We start from the raw sequence: 16,055 nt of genomic DNA on the forward strand, positions 1-16,055 counted from the left end.
CCCCGCGCGGCGGATCGCCCTGGCACACAGCTGTGCGACAGGGCGCAAACACAGGCAAGCCGGGGCTTACTTGTTGTCCTTGACTTCCTCGAACTCGGCGTCGACCACGTCGTCCGCAGAGCCCTTGGTTTCACCCGCATCCGCCGCCGCACCGGCAGCACCTGGCTGCGGCTGTTCGGCATACATTTTCTGCGCCAGCGGCGTGGTCGCTTCGGACAGGGCATTCATCTTCGCTTCGATGGCTGCCTTGTCGTCGCCACGTACGGCAACTTCCAATTCACCCAACGCAGCTTCGATGGCCGCTTTCTCGTCCGCAGTGGCCTTGTCGCCAGCTTCGGTGAGCATCTTGCGGGTCGCATGAACCAGCTGATCGCCCTGGTTACGGGCAGTGGCCAGTTCTTCGAACTTGCGGTCTTCCTCGGCGTTGGCCTCGGCGTCACGTACCATGCGCTCGATCTCGTCATCGGAAAGGCCGGAGTTGGCCTTGATCACGATGGACTGGGTCTTGCCGGTTGCCTTGTCCTTCGCGCCGACGTGCAGGATGCCGTTGGCGTCGATGTCGAAGGTCACTTCGATCTGCGGCACGCCACGCGGAGCTGGCGGGATCTCGGCCAGGTCGAACTTGCCCAGGGACTTGTTCTGACCGGCTTGCTTGCGCTCACCCTGCAGCACATGGATGGTCACAGCGCCCTGGTTGTCGTCCGCGGTGGAGAACACCTGCGACTTCTTGGTCGGGATGGTGGTGTTCTTGTCGATCAGCGCAGTCATCACGCCACCCATGGTTTCGATACCCAGGGTCAGCGGCGAAACGTCGAGCAGCAGTACGTCCTTGACGTCACCAGCCAGAACCGCACCTTGAATGGCAGCGCCCATGGCAACGGCTTCGTCCGGGTTGACGTCCTTGCGTGCTTCTTTGCCGAAGAACTCGGTCACCAGCTTCTGCACCAGTGGCATACGGGTCTGACCACCGACCAGGATCACGTCGTTGATCGCACCAATATCGATACCGGCATCTTTCAGCGCAATGCGGCAAGGCTCGATGGTGCGCTGCACCAGATCCTCGACCAGCGATTCCAGCTTGGCGCGGGAGATCTTCACGTTCAGGTGCTTCGGACCGGTGGCGTCTGCAGTGATGTACGGCAGGTTGACGTCGGTCTGCTGGCTCGAGGACAGCTCGATTTTAGCCTTCTCGGCAGCTTCCTTGAGGCGCTGCATAGCCAGCGGATCGCCCTTGAGGCTCATACCGCTTTCTTTCTTGAATTCGTCGACGAGGTAGTCGATCAGACGGATATCGAAGTCCTCACCACCGAGGAACGTATCGCCATTGGTAGCCAACACTTCGAACTGGTGCTCACCGTCGACTTCAGCGATCTCGATCACCGACACGTCGAAAGTACCGCCGCCCAGGTCATAAACGATCACGGTGTGATCGCCCTTGGCCTTGTCCATGCCATAGGCCAGCGCAGCCGCGGTCGGCTCGTTGATGATGCGCTTGACGTCCAGACCAGCGATGCGACCGGCATCCTTGGTGGCCTGACGCTGGCTGTCGTTGAAGTAAGCCGGAACGGTGATCACCGCTTCGGTGACTGCTTCGCCGAGATAGTCTTCGGCGGTCTTCTTCATCTTCTTGAGAATTTCAGCCGAGATCTGCGGCGGCGCCATTTTCTGGCCGTTGACTTCGACCCAAGCATCGCCGTTATCAGCCTTGGCGATCTTGTACGGCACCATCTGAATGTCTTTCTGCACGACTTCTTCGTCGAAGCGACGACCGATCAGACGCTTCACCGCATACAAGGTGTTGTGCGGATTGGTCACAGCCTGACGCTTGGCCGACTGGCCGACCAGAATCTCGCCATCGTTGGCGTAAGCGATGATCGACGGCGTGGTGCGCGCGCCTTCGGCGTTTTCGATGACTTTGACTTTGCCATTTTCAAGAATGGAGACGCAGGAGTTGGTGATCCCCAGGTCGATACCAATAATTTTGCCCATTTTACTCTCCCGAAACTTTGATATAGCCGCAGCGTTGTCGTGACCGCTGCGGTAGCACTAATACGCTTGACTTAATAGATGGGGGCTCAGCCGCCGATTTCAAGCCTGCTCGTCAATGGACGGTGGCGCCTCGGCCGGTGCCTTGCTGACCACGACCATCGCCGGGCGCAGCAGGCGACCATTGAGCATGTAGCCCTTCTGAAACACCTTGAGCACGCTGTTTGGCTCGACGTTGGTGCTTTCCTGCAAAGCCATGGCCTGATGGTGCTCCGGATTGAACGGCGCACCATGCGGATCGATAGCTTCCAGCTGATGACGCTTGAGGGTGTCGAGCAGCAATTTGAGCGTCAGCTCCAAGCCCTCGCGCACGGCCTTAATGGCCTCATCGTCCGGGCTCGACAACTCGAGACCGCGCTCCAGGCTGTCAACCACCGGCAGCAGATCGTTGGCGAATTTCTCGAGAGCGAATTTATGCGCCTTCTCGACATCCTGCTCAGCGCGGCGGCGCACGTTCTGCAGATCGGCAGCCATGCGCAGCGACTGATCCTGCGCAGCCGCCAGTTGCTCTTCCAGCGTTTGCACGCGAGCAATCAGGTCGTCACTCAGCGCAGCGTCATTCGCTTCAGCCTCGGGAGGCTGCGGATCCAGGTTCTGTTCGTCAGCCATGCATTTCTCCTCTGAATAATTCGACGAGCCTCAACTCGCGCGTCTGCCGCCTATATAAGGACGATTTGTAGGGTTTCAAGGGGCGCAAGCACATCGCAGCAGCATACGAGGGGCAGGATTGCCACCACGAGACAAAACACTGTATAAATAACCAGACAAATTCTCGGAGGCCTCGCCATGCTGGTGCACCTGTCCGTACACAATTACGCCATCGTCGAACACCTTGATCTCGAGCTGGATAAAGGCATGAGCGTCATCAGCGGCGAAACGGGCGCCGGCAAATCGATCATGCTCGATGCCCTTGGCCTGACTCTTGGCGATCGCGCGGACAGCGGTGTGGTACGCCCCGGAGCCGACAAGGCTGACATTCTCGCCAGCTTCGATCTGGGCGATATCCCCGAAGCTCACACCTGGCTCGCCGAGCGCGACCTGGACAATGACGGCCCGTGCATTCTGCGCCGCGTGATCACCACCGAAGGCCGCTCGCGTGGCTACATCAATGGCACGCCCTGCCCGCTCGGCGACCTCAAGGCGCTGGGCGAGCTGCTGATCGACATCCACAGCCAGCATGAACATCAGTCGCTGCTCAAGGCCGACACCCATCGACGCCTGCTCGATGAATATGCCAATGCCCAGGAACTGGCCCGCCAGGTGCACCTTGCCGCCCAGCGCTGGAAACAAACACGTAGCGAACTGGAACGTCTCGCCTCTCAGGGCGATGAGCAGCGCGCGCGCCATCAACTGCTTAGCTATCAACTGGAAGAGTTGGAGAACCTCGGGCTTGGCGACAATGAGCTGGAGCAGCTCGAACAGGATCACAAGGCCCTGACCAACGCCGAAGGCCTGCTCGCAGCCTGTCGCCAGGTCATCGAGCAATGCAGCGAGAGCGATGCCGGCAACGTACTGTCTGCCCTGACCAACAGCTTGAGCCGACTCAGCGGCGTCCAAGGCCAACCGGGCGCGCTCAACGAAGCCGCCAATTTGCTGGCCAGCGCACAGATCCAGGTCGAAGAGGCGGTGGGCGAGCTGAACCGCTTTCTCGATCATTTCGAGGCAGACCCTCAGCGCCAGCAACAACTTGAGGAGCGCCTGGACACCATCTATACCCTGGCACGCAAGCATCGCATTCACCCCAGCGAACTGCCCACCATGCAGCAGCAGCTGTTCGACGAACTGGAAGGCCTGAATGCCGATGACCAAGCCACCGAACGCCTGAGCGAAGAACTGGCCTCCTATGGCCGTCACTACCAGGAGAAGGCCGCCGAACTGAGCGCCCACAGACACAAGGCGGCAGGCAAGCTGAGCAAAGCGGTGGAAAAGGAAATGCAGACGCTGGGCATGCCCGGCGGGCGCTTCAGCATTCAACTGCAGGAAAACACCAGCAACGAACCGAACGCCAATGGCCTCGAACAGGTGGAGTTTCTGGTCAGCGCCAACCCGGGCCAACCCATCAAGGCACTGGCCAAGGTGGCCTCAGGCGGCGAGCTGTCGCGTATCAGCCTGGCGATCCAGGTGATCACCGCACAAACCTCACGGGTACCGACCCTGGTGTTCGACGAAGTGGACGTGGGCATCGGCGGCCCTACCGCCGAAGTCGTCGGTCAGTTGCTGCGCCGCCTGGGCGAGCGTGGCCAGGTACTCACCGTCACTCACCTGCCCCAGGTCGCCGCCCAGGGTCACCAGCACCTGTTCGTGCACAAGGTGCGCGGCAACAACGCGACCCGTACGGCCGTCAGCAAGCTGAGTGACGCACAGCGCATAGAGGAAATCGCCCGCATGCTCGGCGGCATCGACCTCACCGAAGAGTCACTGGCCCACGCCCGTAAGCTGGTCAGCAACGCGCAGAGCTAGCATTCGCAACACTTTATTACAGGCATGAAAAAGGCGACCCAGGGTCGCCTTTTTCATTACCGGTCGTACTTACTTTTTGACGCCAGTGGTGCGCACGTACAGAACCAGATTGTGATCAACCAGTTCGAAACCGTGCTCACGAACGATTTCCTTCTGGCGCTTTTCGATTTCAGCATCGAAAAACTCGATCACGTCACCAGTGTCCACGCACACCATGTGATCGTGGTGACCGCCGTCAGCCAATTCGAACACGGCATGGCCGCCATCGAAGTTGTGGCGCACCACCAGGCCGGCCGCTTCAAACTGGGTCAGAACCCGGTAAACAGTAGCCAGACCGACATCTTCACCAGCCTCCATCAGAGACTTGTAGACATCCTCTGCGCTCATGTGGCGTTGTTCGGCAGAGTCGAGCATCTGCAGGATTTTGACCCGTGGCAGGGTCACTTTCAGGCCAGCTTTGCGGAGTTCGCTATTTTCAACCATGGTCTGCTTTCTCACGGAAGCGCTTCGCAGCTTCCCTTATTGCGGGTATGATCGGGGTTTACGTTGCCCAGCCAAGATAGTGGAAGACGCCCACCGATGCAAAAAACCAAACTCCTGCTGACCAGCCTCATGTTTATGGGGCTCATCGCACTCGCCGGTTGCTCATTCCCCGGGGTTTATAAAATCGACATCCAACAGGGCAATGTCGTCACGCAGGACATGATAGACCAGTTGAGGCCGGGAATGACCCGACGCCAAGTGCGGTTTATCATGGGCAATCCCCTGCTGACCGATACCTTCCATGCCAATCGCTGGGATTACCTGTACAGCATGCAGGCCGGTGGCAGCCAGCGGCAGCAAGAGCGCGTAAGCGTGGTGTTCAACGGCGACGACCAACTGGTCGGCCTGTCCGGTGACTTCATGCCAGGCGTCAGCCGCGATGACGCAATCCTCGGCCGCGATGGCGCGCCGCAGACAGCACCGACTCAGCAGCAGGACGAACCTGCAGCCCCCGGCTCGCTGCTCGAGCAGATCCAGCGTGATGTGGATAACGTCGAAACCGTACCGGTACCGACGCCGGAGCCACTGGAAACCTCTCCCCAGTAAGCGCTCCCGCATAAAAAAGCCCCGGCCAGTGCCGGGGCTTTTTCGTTGCGCTCGGAATAGAGCTGCAGCATCTACTGCGCCCCGGACTCAACGCCTACTGCTGTCTCCCGCCAGCCTTGCCCGCTCGACAGCCTGGGCTGCCCGACGCTTGCGTACGTCCTTGGGATCAGCGAGCAGCGGACGGTAGATCTCGACGCGGTCTCCCTCTTCCAACAAGCGAGTTTCGGGCGACGCCACTGCCTTGCCGAATATTCCCAGGGGCGCCCCAGCCAGATCGAGATCGGCAATATGCTCCTGCAACCCCGACTGCAGCGCGGCCTGGCGTACCGTGCTGCCGGCCGGCAGTTGCAGCGCTAAAAGAAACTGCCTGTCAGGTGCGGCGAAGACCACCTCCACCGACACCCGCTCACTGCCCATGGAGTTCCTTGGCGCGCTGACAGAATGCATCGACCATGGTGTTGGCGGCCTGGTTGAACAACGGGCCGAGGGCGGCGCGCACGATCGGGCCGGCGTAATCGAAGGTCAGATCGAGGCTGATCTTGCAGGCCTTATCGCCCAGCGCCTTGAATACCCACTGCCCATGGAAATGCTCGAAGGGGCCACTCTCCAGATTCAGCTCGATGGACTGACCAGGCACCAACACATTGCTGGTGGTGAAACGCTGGCTCAGCCCGGCCTTGGCCACTTCCAGGCTGGCGCGCATGTGCGTGTCACTGACCTCGAGCACCTCGCTCGAGGCACACCAGGGCAGAAACTCCGGGTAGCGCGCTACATCGTTGACCAGGTCATACAGCGCTTGTGCCGGGTAAGGCAGCAAGGCTGAGCGTTGAATGTGAGTACTCATATCAATAGGGTTTCCACGATTGGCGACATCACATTACTGCGATACCACAGGGCGATACGGCATACCTACGAGCATCGACCGCAAGACGAGAAGTGCCCACATTGTCGAGTATTCACCCAGAGGGCTCAAGCGCACCGCTGCCCTTATGCTTTTAGCGTGAGGATGCATGGCGCGCAGCTGCCATAGTCCATATAATGCGCCGCCTATGGCTAAACAAACGAAACATCCGCAAGGCAGCATCGCGCAGAACAAAAAAGCGATGCACGACTTCTTCGTCGAGTCCCGCTTCGAGGCCGGCCTGGCTCTGGCCGGCTGGGAAGTGAAAAGTCTGCGCGCCGGCAAGGGTCAACTGGTCGACAGCTACGTGCTGCTCAAAGATGGCGAAGCCTGGCTGATGGGTTGCCACATCACGCCGCTGAAAACCGCCAGTACTCATGTCATCGCCGACCCGACGCGTACACGTAAGCTGTTGCTGAACAAGCGCGAGCTGGAAAAACTGTTCAGCTCTGTTCAGCAAAAGGGCTACGCCTGCGTAGCACTGTCTCTGTACTGGAAACAGCATCTGGTGAAATGCGAAATCGCTCTTGCCAAAGGCAAGAAAGATTTCGACAAGCGTCATAGCGAGAAAGAGCGCGACGCCGACCGAGAAGTGCAGCGCGCCATGCGCAGCAAGGGCAAGGACGAGTAACTGCCGCTCCAAGCCGCAGAGCCGTCGCATCGATCCACCCGCAGCGCATGCCCGGTGGATCAACCCCCTTATCCATCACCCGATTTATACGTGCCTTGATATGCCGGCACATAGCCGGATATCGCCTGGTGGGTTACGTGAAACGCTCGCGTAGCCTGGGTTGAGCGAAGCGATACCCAGGAATGATTATTCCTAGAGCCCCTGGCGCCGCTGTGCGCGCAGTTCGCGGACTTCCTGCTGCAGTACGTCGGCCAATACTTCCTGAACGTAGTCGATGTGCTGGTTCGACAGAGCTCGCGCATCCTCGGCCCGCCCCTCGATGATCGCCTCATAAAGCGCCCGGTGCTGTGCATTGAGCATGCCGCGGGTTTCCCCGCGCAGGGCATACATACCGCCGATATTGGTGACCACGTTGCGTTTGAGCAGATCGAACAAACCACGAATGGTATGCAGTAGCACGGCATTGTGGCTGGCCTCGGCGATGGCCAGGTGGAAGCTGGCGTCGGCCGCACCCTCCTCGGCGCGCGTCACCTCACCAGCCCGCGCATAGCAATCCTGCAGACGTTCGAACGCGTCACTCAAGCGCTGGCGATCCACATCGGTGGCGCGCAACGCTGCGTAATAGGCGCAGGAACCCTCCAGGGTATGCCGAAATTCCAGCAGGTCGCGCTGAGCATCGGTATTGCTTTCCAGCAGGTGCATCAGCGGATCACTGAAGGTCGAGCCGAGGTTCTCGCAGATGTAGGTGCCACCACCCTGCCGGCTGCTCAACAGGCCTTTGGTGGCGAGCTTCTGAATGGCTTCACGCAATGAAGGGCGGGAAACGCCGAACTGCTCGGCGAGCACGCGCTCGGCAGGCAGACGCTCACCGGCTTTCAGAGTGCCCTCGAGGATCATCGCTTCGAGACGCGCAACGATGTCGTCAGACAGGCGCCTCTGCCGCACCGGGCCAAAATTCATGCTTTCAATGCTCCACTGCACCGCGAAGACAGCGCCAGATCGGCAGGCCGCCAGGAAACCCGTGCAGCCTAACCAGAGCCCTGCGCTATCACAAGCTCAACGCCCGGCTATGCGCCTGCTACCAAAGTAGCAACGACACAAATTGACGCACCCGAAGAAAAGAAATTATCCTGACTCGCTTACTTTGTAAACTGGTCTTACCAATAATAACGATCCGGTTGCAGCGCCGACCCTGCCTTCATCGACAAATCACTGGCAGCTTGCGATCCGGCGATACCAACAACAATCAGCGAGCCTCACCATGCAAACATGGCAACAGTTGTACACGCCGCTCGGCAGCCTTGGCCTGTCCGCGCTGGCGGCCGTCGTTCCGATCATCTTCTTCTTCCTCGCCCTGGCCGTGTTCCGCATGAAGGGGCACGTGGCAGGCAGCATCACCCTGGCACTCTCGGTGATCATCGCCATCGCTACGTTCGGCATGCCGGTAGACAAGGCCCTGGCCGCCGCCGCTTACGGCTTCGCCTATGGCCTCTGGCCCATCGCCTGGATCATCGTCGCAGCCGTGTTCCTGTACAAACTGACGGTCAAGAGCGGCCAGTTCGAAGTCATCCGCAGCTCGGTATTGTCGATCACCGATGACCAGCGCCTGCAGGTGCTGCTGATCGGCTTCTCGTTCGGCGCATTCCTGGAAGGCGCCGCCGGTTTCGGCGCACCAGTGGCCATCACCGCCGCCCTGCTCGTCGGTCTGGGCTTCAACCCGCTCTACGCCGCCGGCCTGTGCCTGATCGCCAACACCGCACCGGTGGCCTTTGGCGCGCTGGGCATTCCGATCATCGTCGCTGGCCAAGTCACCGGCATCGACGCTTTCAAGATCGGCGCCATGGCCGGCCGCCAGCTGCCGCTGCTGTCGATCATTGTGCCGTTCTGGCTGGTGGCGATGATGGACGGCTGGAAAGGCATCAAGGAAACCTGGCCAGCCGCGCTGGTCGCTGGCGTCAGCTTCGCCATCACCCAGTACTACACCTCCAACTACATCGGCCCGGAATTGCCAGACATCACCTCGGCACTGGTCAGCCTGGTGTGTCTGACCCTATTCCTCAAAGTCTGGCAGCCCAAGCGTGCCGCCGACAGCCAGATCGCCGGCGTTTCCGGTGGTGCGGCAGTAGCTGGCGGGTTCGGCGGTGTACGTAGCACCACGCCATCGCCCTATAGCCTGGGCGAGATCCTCAAGGCCTGGTCGCCATTCCTGATTCTCACCGCCATGGTCACGGTGTGGACGCTGAAACCCTTCAAGGCACTGTTCGCTCCAGGCGGCGCCCTGGACAACCTGGTGTTCATGCTGCCGATCCCGTACCTCGATCAACTGGTGGTCAAGGTCGCGCCGATCGTCACCAACCCAACGCCTATCGCGGCCGTGTTCAAGCTCGACCCAATCTCAGCCACCGGTACCGCCATCTTCCTCTCGGCGGTTCTGTCGATGCTGGTATTGAAGATCAATTTCAAAATTGGTCTTACCACATTAAGGGAGACCTTCTACGAATTGCGCTGGCCGATCCTGTCCATCGGCATGGTGCTGGCGTTCGCCTTCGTCACCAACTATTCAGGCATGTCGACCACCATGGCGCTGGTGCTGGCCGGTACGGGCGTAGCGTTCCCGTTCTTCTCGCCATTCCTCGGCTGGCTGGGGGTTTTCCTGACCGGTTCGGATACCTCCTCCAACGCCCTGTTCGGCTCGCTGCAGGCCACCACGGCGCACCAGATCGGCGTCAGCGACACCTTGCTGGTGGCTGCCAACACCAGCGGTGGCGTGACCGGCAAGATGATCTCGCCGCAGTCCATCGCCGTGGCTTGCGCGGCGACCGGCATGGTCGGCAAGGAGTCCGATCTGTTCCGCTTTACGCTCAAGCACAGCCTGATCTTCGCCACTTTCGTCGGCCTGATCACATTGGCTCAGGCCTACTGGCTGACCGGCATGATCGTCCACTGAGTCTCGGATAGGGCAGCACACGGCGTGCTGCCCTATCCTCTGGAACTCAGGCGAAACGACAGATTCATCGAACACAGCCGCAACAACTCCAAAGCCCTCGGCAGCGCCAGGGCTTTGTCGCTGACAACACGTTGACGCGTCAGCCCAGACACGGAATCCAGCCCATGATCATTTCTGCCTCCACCGATTACCGCGCCGCTGCCCAGCGCCGCCTGCCGCCGTTCCTGTTCCACTACATCGACGGCGGCGCCTATGCCGAGTACACGCTGCGGCGCAACGTCGAGGACCTCGCCAGCATCGCTCTGCGTCAGCGCGTGCTGAAGAACATGTCCGAGCTGAGCCTGGAAACCCAGCTATTCGGCGAGACATTGTCGATGCCGGTGGCGCTGGCCCCCGTCGGTCTCACCGGCATGTACGCCCGCCGTGGCGAAGTGCAAGCAGCCAAGGCGGCGGCCGACAAGGGCATCCCCTTCACGCTCTCCACCGTTTCGGTTTGCCCGATCGAGGAAGTGGCGCCAGCGATCAACCGCCCGATGTGGTTCCAGCTGTACGTATTGAAAGACCGTGGCTTCATGAAGAACGCCCTGGAGCGGGCCAAGGCGGCTGGCGTCACCACGCTGGTGTTCACCGTCGACATGCCAACCCCAGGCGCTCGGTATCGCGACGCGCACTCGGGCATGAGCGGCCCAAACGCCGCCATGCGGCGCATGCTACAAGCCTTCACTCACCCGGCCTGGGCTCTTGACGTTGGCCTCTTGGGCAAGCCCCACGACCTGGGCAACATTTCCGCCTACCGCGGCAGCCCTACCGGCCTGGCTGACTACATCGGCTGGCTGGGCGCCAACTTCGACCCGTCGATTTCCTGGAAGGATCTCGAGTGGATCCGCGAGTTCTGGGACGGCCCAATGGTGATCAAGGGCATCCTCGATCCCGAGGACGCCCGCGACGCAGTGCGTTTCGGCGCCGACGGCATCGTCGTCTCCAACCATGGTGGTCGCCAGCTCGATGGCGTACTGTCCAGCGCCCGTGCTTTGCCAGCCATCGCCGATGCGGTGAAGGGCGACCTGAAGATCCTCGCCGACTCGGGCATCCGCAGCGGCCTGGACGTGGTGCGCATGATCGCCCTGGGCGCCGATACCGTGATGCTCGGCCGCGCCTTCGTCTACGCACTGGCTGCTGCGGGCGGTGCGGGGGTGAGCAACCTGCTGAGCCTGATCGACAAGGAAATGCGCGTGGCCATGGTGCTGACCGGCGCCAAATCCATCAGCGAGATCAGCGCCGAGTCGCTGGTTCGGGAGCTCTGAGGCATGCCATCGATCAGCCGCGACACCTTGCTGGCGACCCTGCGTGAAGCCGTGGGCAGCGAGCACGTGCTTACCGACGAGCAGAGCACCCGGCGCTTTCGCAAGGGCCATCGTACCGGGGACGGCGGCGTGCTGGCCGTGGTAAAGCCCGGCACGTTGCTGGAGCAATGGCGGGTACTGCAGGCAGCCGTCGCCGCCGATCGCATCGTCATCATGCAGGCGGCCAACACCGGCCTCACCGGTGGCTCGACACCGGATGGCAACGACTACGATCGCGAGATCGTACTGATCAGCACCCTGCGTATCACTGGCGTGCAATTGATCAACGATGGCGAGCAAGTGGTGTGCCTGCCCGGCGCCACACTGGATCGCCTGGAACAGGCATTGGCGCCACTCGGCCGCGAGCCCCATTCGGTGATCGGCTCCTCCTGCATCGGCGCGTCGGTACTCGGCGGTGTGTGCAACAACTCGGGAGGCTCGCTGGTTCGCCGTGGCCCGGCCTACACCGAACTGGCGCTGTACGCGCAAGTGAAGGAAGACGGCACGCTGGAGCTGATCAACCACTTGGGCATCGAGCTGGGCAACAGCCCCGAAGAAATACTCACTCGCCTACAGCGTGGCGACTACAGCCCGTTCCAGGTCAGCAATGACGGCACTGGCAAGGCTTCGGACGGCAGCTATGCCAAGTACGTGCGCGATGTGGACGCGGATACACCTGCGCGCTTCAATGCCGACCCGTCACGGCTGTTCGAAGCCTCCGGCTCGGCTGGCAAGCTGTGCCTGTTCGCCGTGCGCCTGGACACCTTTCCCAAGGAGCCGAGCACCGTCTTCTATATTGGCAGCAACGATCCCCACGACCTCACCGAGGTGCGCCGCCACCTGCTCAGCCAGTTGCCGAGCCTACCCATTGCCGGTGAATACATTCACCGCACCGCCTTCGACATTGGCGAGAAGTATGGCAAGGACACCTTTCTGGTCATCGACAGGTTCGGCACTGCCAAGGTACCTGCGGCCTTCGCACTGAAGAGCCGTGTCGATGGCTTCTTCGAGCGCTTCGGCCTACGCGGCATCAGTGACCGGGCGATTCAAGTGCTGATGAATCTGCTGCCCAGCCACCTGCCGTCACGTATGCGCCAGTATCGCGACCGCTACGAGCATCACCTGCTCGTCCGCGTCGCCAACGACAGCCTGGAGCAGACCCGCGCCTTTCTGGGCGAATACTTTGGGCAACGCAGTAGCGGTGCCTTTTTCGAATGCGATGCCGACGAGGGCCGCAAGGCATTCCTGCACCGCTTCGCCATCGCTGGCGCGGCGATCCGCTACCGTGAGGCGCACCGCAGCAGCGTCGAAGACATCCTCGCCCTGGATATCGCCCTGCGCCGCAATGACCGTGACTGGGTCGAAACGCTGCCGGCGGAGATGGAAGAGCAGATCATCCACAAGCTCTACTACGGGCACTTCTTCTGCCATGTGTTCCATCAGGATTACATCGTCAAGAAGGGCGTCGATCCGATCGCCATGGAGCACGCCATGTGGACGCTGCTCGATGAACGCCGCGCCGAGTACCCGGCCGAGCACAACGTCGGTCACCTGTATATCGCCAAGCCGGCGCTGGCGGATTTCTACCGCGAGCTGGATCCGACCAACGCCTTCAACCCGGGTATCGGCCATACATCGAAGAAGAAACACTGGGAGAAGTGCTGCGCCGATCATTGAGACACGCAAAGAAGAAAGGGGAGACCTCTCGGCCTCCCCTTTCGTAAATGTCCTGTGCTGGCAATTCTGTCGCCGCTTTCTTCGCCCGCCTGGTTGGGCAGTGCGGGCCGGGTGCCGTGACGACCCGGTTGGGTCGGCGGCGCCAGCTCTCCTGATTGAGCGAGCTGGGTGGACGTGTCGTCCGGGCCTTGAAACTGAGATAAAGCTTACGCCCGACAGCGCGACCATAAATTGCAAATATTGCTTGGATAAGCATCACTTGCGCAATTTTACGTTAATCCCTCACTATTCAGCGCAAGCAAACAACAAATAAGCCTAGCCATGAACAAACTAGACCGCTATGACCTGAACATTCTTGCCGAGTTGCAACGCGACGCGACCCTGTCCAATCAGGATCTGGCCGAGCGTATCGGCCTCTCTCCCTCCCCTTGCTCACGGCGAGTGAAACAGCTCGAGGATGATGGCTACATCGTGCAGCAGGTTGCCCTGCTGGATCGCAAGAAACTCGGCCTGAGCCTGACTGCCTACGTGCTGATCGGCATGGATCGCCACACGCCCGAGCGCTTCGAACATTTTCAGGAAGAGATTCGCAAGTGCCCCGAAGTACTGGAATGCTGCCTGGTCACCGGGATGGACGCCGACTACCAGCTCAAGGTGGTGGTGCCCGACATGGATCACTACCAGAAGCTGCTGCTCGGCACGCTGACTCGCATCGATGGCGTTTCCAGCGTGCGCTCGAGCTTCGTGCTGCAGCAGATTCTCTCCAGCACGCAGCTACCGCTCCAGCACCTGCGTAGCTAGAGGCTGCTCGATAGACAGGGGGGACGCCTACTTGAGCGTGGCCGGGACTTCCCGCCACTCGCCCGGCTGCAGCCCCTCCAGCGACCAGGGGCCGATACGCACGCGCACCAGACGCAGGGTTGGCAATCCTACGGCAGCGGTCATGCGCCGCACCTGACGGTTGCGCCCCTCACGAATCACCAGCTCCAGCCAGGCAGTCGGTACGCTTTTGCGAAAGCGCACAGGCGGGTTGCGTGGCCATAGTTCGGGCTCATCGAGCAGACGCGCGTCGGCCGGCAAGGTCGGCCCGTCGTTTAGCTGCACCCCCTCTTGCAGTTGCTGCAGCTGTTCGGCACTGGGCTCGCCTTCGACCTGCACCCAATAAGTCTTGGCCAACTTGTGCTTGGGATCGGCGATGCGCGCCTGCAACTGGCCATCGTTGGTGAGCAGCAGCAACCCCTCGCTATCGCGATCCAATCGCCCGGCCGGATACACGCCAGGCACGGCGACGAAATCCTTGAGCGTGGCACGGCCTTGGTCATCATTGAATTGGGTGAGCACGTCGAACGGCTTGTTCAGCACGATCAGGCGCGGCTCGGCAGGCGGCGCCTTGGGCACACGATACGGACGAGACGCGGGGCGAGAAGGTCGGGACATGCAGCAAGGCCATCGGGAAAGCGAGGCGCGCAGTTTAACGTAAAGGATCAGCGCCTGTTGCTGGCCCCGGCTCTAGCGCCCACTTCGATCAATGACCGGTGCGTGCAGCGCCATCAGCTCGATGACCCAATCGATGAACACCCGCAACTTGGCGCTGACGTGGCGGTTCGGCGGGTAGGCGATGTACATCGGCATCGGCTCGAACTGCCAGCCCTCGAAAACGGCGACCAACTCGCCGCGTTGCACATGCTCGCACGACATGTAGTTCGGCAGCCAGAGCACGCCCAGCCCCGCCAAACCGGCGGCCAGATAGGCGTTGCCATCGTCGATTGCCAGCACATAGCGCCCCTCCACATTGACGCTTTCGCCATCACGGTGCATGACGTACGAAAACAGCTTGCCGGCCCGCGCGCGCTTGAAACCGACGATGCGGTGGTGGCTATCGGCGAGTTCCTGCGGATGCGCGGGAGTGCCGCAGCGCTGCAGGTAACTGGGCGTGGCGTAAACACCCGATTGCAGGTCACCGACGCGGCGCGCCATCAGTGACTGGTCGGTGATCTCGCCGCCGCGGATCACGCAATCGACGTTCTCGCCCACCAGGTCGATAAGGCGGTCGCTCACCCCGAGGTCGAGCTGGATATCGGGATAACGCGCATGGAAGGCCGGCAGCGCAGGTACCAGAATCATCCGCGCGAACGGGCTGGGCACATCCACGCGCAGCCGCCCGCGCGGCATGCTGGTGGCGTCCGAGAGGCTGGTTTCGGCGTCGTCCATATCGGCCAGCAGGCGCACCACCCGCTCGTAATAGGCAGCGCCGTCGGCAGTGACGTTGACCTTGCGCGTTGTGCGGTTCAGCAAGCGTACACGCAGCCGCGCCTCGAGCTGCTGCACCAGCTGCGTGACGCTGGTCTTGCTCATGTGCAGCGTATCGGCGGCCTTGGTGAAGCTGCCGGCCTCCACTACCCGTGCGAAGGCCCTCATCGCGTCGAATCGATCCACTCTGCCACCGGTGATTATTTGGATTTCCCAAACAGTGTTGATCGAACTGGCCGGTTTATCCAGCGCGTCGGCACGCCTAGAGTGAACCCATCACTTATATGGGGCGATTGCCCAAAGGAGCCGACATGACTACTCGCGACGTGGTTTTTCCCCCAGGCCGTCAGGCCCTTTATGAGCGCAACCGCTACTCACCCGCCGTACGCTCCAATGGTTTCCTGTTCGTATCCGGCCAGGTTGGCAGCCATCCCGACGGCTCCCCCGAGCCGGATCTGAAAGCTCAGGTTCGCCTGGCCTTCGAGAACCTCAACGCGGTTCTCAAGGCCGCCGATTGCACCTTCGATGACGTCGTCGATGTGACAGTGTTCATCGTCAACCCCGAACAACGTTTCGAGACCATCTGGGAGGTCGTTCCAGACTACTGGGGCGAGGCACCGCATCCGAACATCACCTGCGTGGGCGTGACCTGGCTGTATGGCTTCCAGTTCGAGATCAAGGTGATCGCCAAGCTGCCAACAGCCTGATCGA

General features: G+C 61.1%; 16 protein-coding genes. 8 read left to right on the plus strand and 8 right to left on the minus strand.

The genetic code is table 11. The annotated features are described in order from the left end of the window. Positions 1 to 66: 66 nt before the first annotated feature. Both dnaK and grpE read right to left on the minus strand, forming a co-directional pair. On the minus strand, positions 67 to 1,989 hold the full coding sequence (gene dnaK, locus K5Q02_RS24130; protein WP_225835110.1) for a molecular chaperone DnaK: 1,923 nt from the start codon (positions 1,987 to 1,989) through the stop codon (positions 67 to 69). A gap of 99 nt (positions 1,990 to 2,088) precedes the next feature. Then, on the minus strand, positions 2,089 to 2,655 hold the full coding sequence (grpE, locus tag K5Q02_RS24135; RefSeq protein ID WP_225835111.1) for a nucleotide exchange factor GrpE: 567 nt from the start codon (positions 2,653 to 2,655) through the stop codon (positions 2,089 to 2,091). A 177-nt stretch (positions 2,656 to 2,832) separates the two neighbouring features. On the opposite strand from grpE, the gene recN reads away from it, so the two are divergent. Next, entirely contained in the window at positions 2,833 to 4,506 is a 1,674-nt protein-coding gene (gene recN / locus K5Q02_RS24140) for a DNA repair protein RecN (RefSeq protein WP_225835113.1), read from the plus strand. A gap of 69 nt (positions 4,507 to 4,575) precedes the next feature. Here recN and fur read toward each other — a convergent pair whose 3' ends face one another. After that, positions 4,576 to 4,989, minus strand: a complete 414-nt coding sequence (gene fur, locus K5Q02_RS24145; protein ID WP_225835115.1) for a ferric iron uptake transcriptional regulator — start codon at positions 4,987 to 4,989, stop codon at positions 4,576 to 4,578. 96 nt (positions 4,990 to 5,085) lie between these two features. Between fur and K5Q02_RS24150 the strand changes: the two genes are divergently transcribed. Further along, complete coding sequence (locus K5Q02_RS24150; protein ID WP_225835116.1) at positions 5,086 to 5,595, plus strand: outer membrane protein assembly factor BamE; 510 nt, start codon at positions 5,086 to 5,088, stop codon at positions 5,593 to 5,595. An 87-nt stretch (positions 5,596 to 5,682) separates the two neighbouring features. On the opposite strand, the gene K5Q02_RS24155 is transcribed toward K5Q02_RS24150, so the two are convergent. Both K5Q02_RS24155 and K5Q02_RS24160 read right to left on the minus strand, forming a co-directional pair. After that, positions 5,683 to 6,012, minus strand: coding sequence for an RnfH family protein (locus K5Q02_RS24155; RefSeq protein ID WP_225835118.1), 330 nt, complete (start codon positions 6,010 to 6,012; stop codon positions 5,683 to 5,685). After that, positions 6,002 to 6,439, minus strand: a complete 438-nt coding sequence (locus K5Q02_RS24160; protein ID WP_225835120.1) for a type II toxin-antitoxin system RatA family toxin — start codon at positions 6,437 to 6,439, stop codon at positions 6,002 to 6,004. Before K5Q02_RS24160 ends, K5Q02_RS24155 begins: the two co-directional genes overlap by 11 nt. 205 nt (positions 6,440 to 6,644) lie before the next feature. On the opposite strand from K5Q02_RS24160, the gene smpB reads away from it, so the two are divergent. Beyond that, positions 6,645 to 7,127, plus strand: a complete 483-nt coding sequence (gene smpB / locus K5Q02_RS24165) for an SsrA-binding protein SmpB (protein ID WP_225835121.1) — start codon at positions 6,645 to 6,647, stop codon at positions 7,125 to 7,127. 192 nt (positions 7,128 to 7,319) lie between these two features. On the opposite strand, the gene K5Q02_RS24170 is transcribed toward smpB, so the two are convergent. Continuing rightward, the gene (locus K5Q02_RS24170) at positions 7,320 to 8,087 is read right to left on the minus strand and encodes a GntR family transcriptional regulator (protein WP_225835123.1); all 768 of its coding nucleotides are present in this window, start codon (positions 8,085 to 8,087) and stop codon (positions 7,320 to 7,322) included. A gap of 301 nt (positions 8,088 to 8,388) precedes the next feature. On the opposite strand from K5Q02_RS24170, the gene K5Q02_RS24175 reads away from it, so the two are divergent. The 4 genes from K5Q02_RS24175 to K5Q02_RS24190 all read left to right on the plus strand — a co-directional run bounded on the left by K5Q02_RS24175 (position 8,389) and on the right by K5Q02_RS24190 (position 13,895). Next, positions 8,389 to 10,074, plus strand: coding sequence for a lactate permease LctP family transporter (locus K5Q02_RS24175; protein ID WP_225835126.1), 1,686 nt, complete (start codon positions 8,389 to 8,391; stop codon positions 10,072 to 10,074). A gap of 164 nt (positions 10,075 to 10,238) precedes the next feature. Next, positions 10,239 to 11,378 carry an FMN-dependent L-lactate dehydrogenase LldD gene (gene lldD / locus K5Q02_RS24180; RefSeq protein ID WP_225835127.1) on the plus strand — a complete coding sequence of 380 codons (1,140 nt, stop codon included), beginning with the start codon at positions 10,239 to 10,241 and terminating at the stop codon, positions 11,376 to 11,378. 3 nt (positions 11,379 to 11,381) lie between these two features. After that, positions 11,382 to 13,094, plus strand: coding sequence for a D-lactate dehydrogenase (gene dld, locus K5Q02_RS24185; protein WP_225835128.1), 1,713 nt, complete (start codon positions 11,382 to 11,384; stop codon positions 13,092 to 13,094). Between the two features lie 321 nt (positions 13,095 to 13,415). After that, positions 13,416 to 13,895 carry an Lrp/AsnC family transcriptional regulator gene (locus K5Q02_RS24190; protein ID WP_042554872.1) on the plus strand — a complete coding sequence of 160 codons (480 nt, stop codon included), beginning with the start codon at positions 13,416 to 13,418 and terminating at the stop codon, positions 13,893 to 13,895. A gap of 27 nt (positions 13,896 to 13,922) precedes the next feature. Here the strand turns inward: K5Q02_RS24190 and K5Q02_RS24195 are convergent, their stop codons facing one another. After that, a complete protein-coding gene (locus K5Q02_RS24195) occupies positions 13,923 to 14,492 on the minus strand; it encodes a pseudouridine synthase (RefSeq protein WP_225839876.1) in 570 nt (189 codons plus the stop codon). Between the two features lie 111 nt (positions 14,493 to 14,603). After that, positions 14,604 to 15,530, minus strand: a complete 927-nt coding sequence (locus tag K5Q02_RS24200) for a LysR family transcriptional regulator (RefSeq protein ID WP_225835129.1) — start codon at positions 15,528 to 15,530, stop codon at positions 14,604 to 14,606. 125 nt (positions 15,531 to 15,655) lie between these two features. Here K5Q02_RS24200 and K5Q02_RS24205 point away from each other — a divergent pair, with 125 nt between their 5' ends. Then, on the plus strand, positions 15,656 to 16,051 hold the full coding sequence (locus tag K5Q02_RS24205; protein WP_225835130.1) for a RidA family protein: 396 nt from the start codon (positions 15,656 to 15,658) through the stop codon (positions 16,049 to 16,051). Positions 16,052 to 16,055: the final 4 nt, after the last annotated feature.

The organism is Pseudomonas sp. MM211 (assembly GCF_020386635.1).
Lineage (GTDB): Bacteria > Pseudomonadota > Gammaproteobacteria > Pseudomonadales > Pseudomonadaceae > Aquipseudomonas.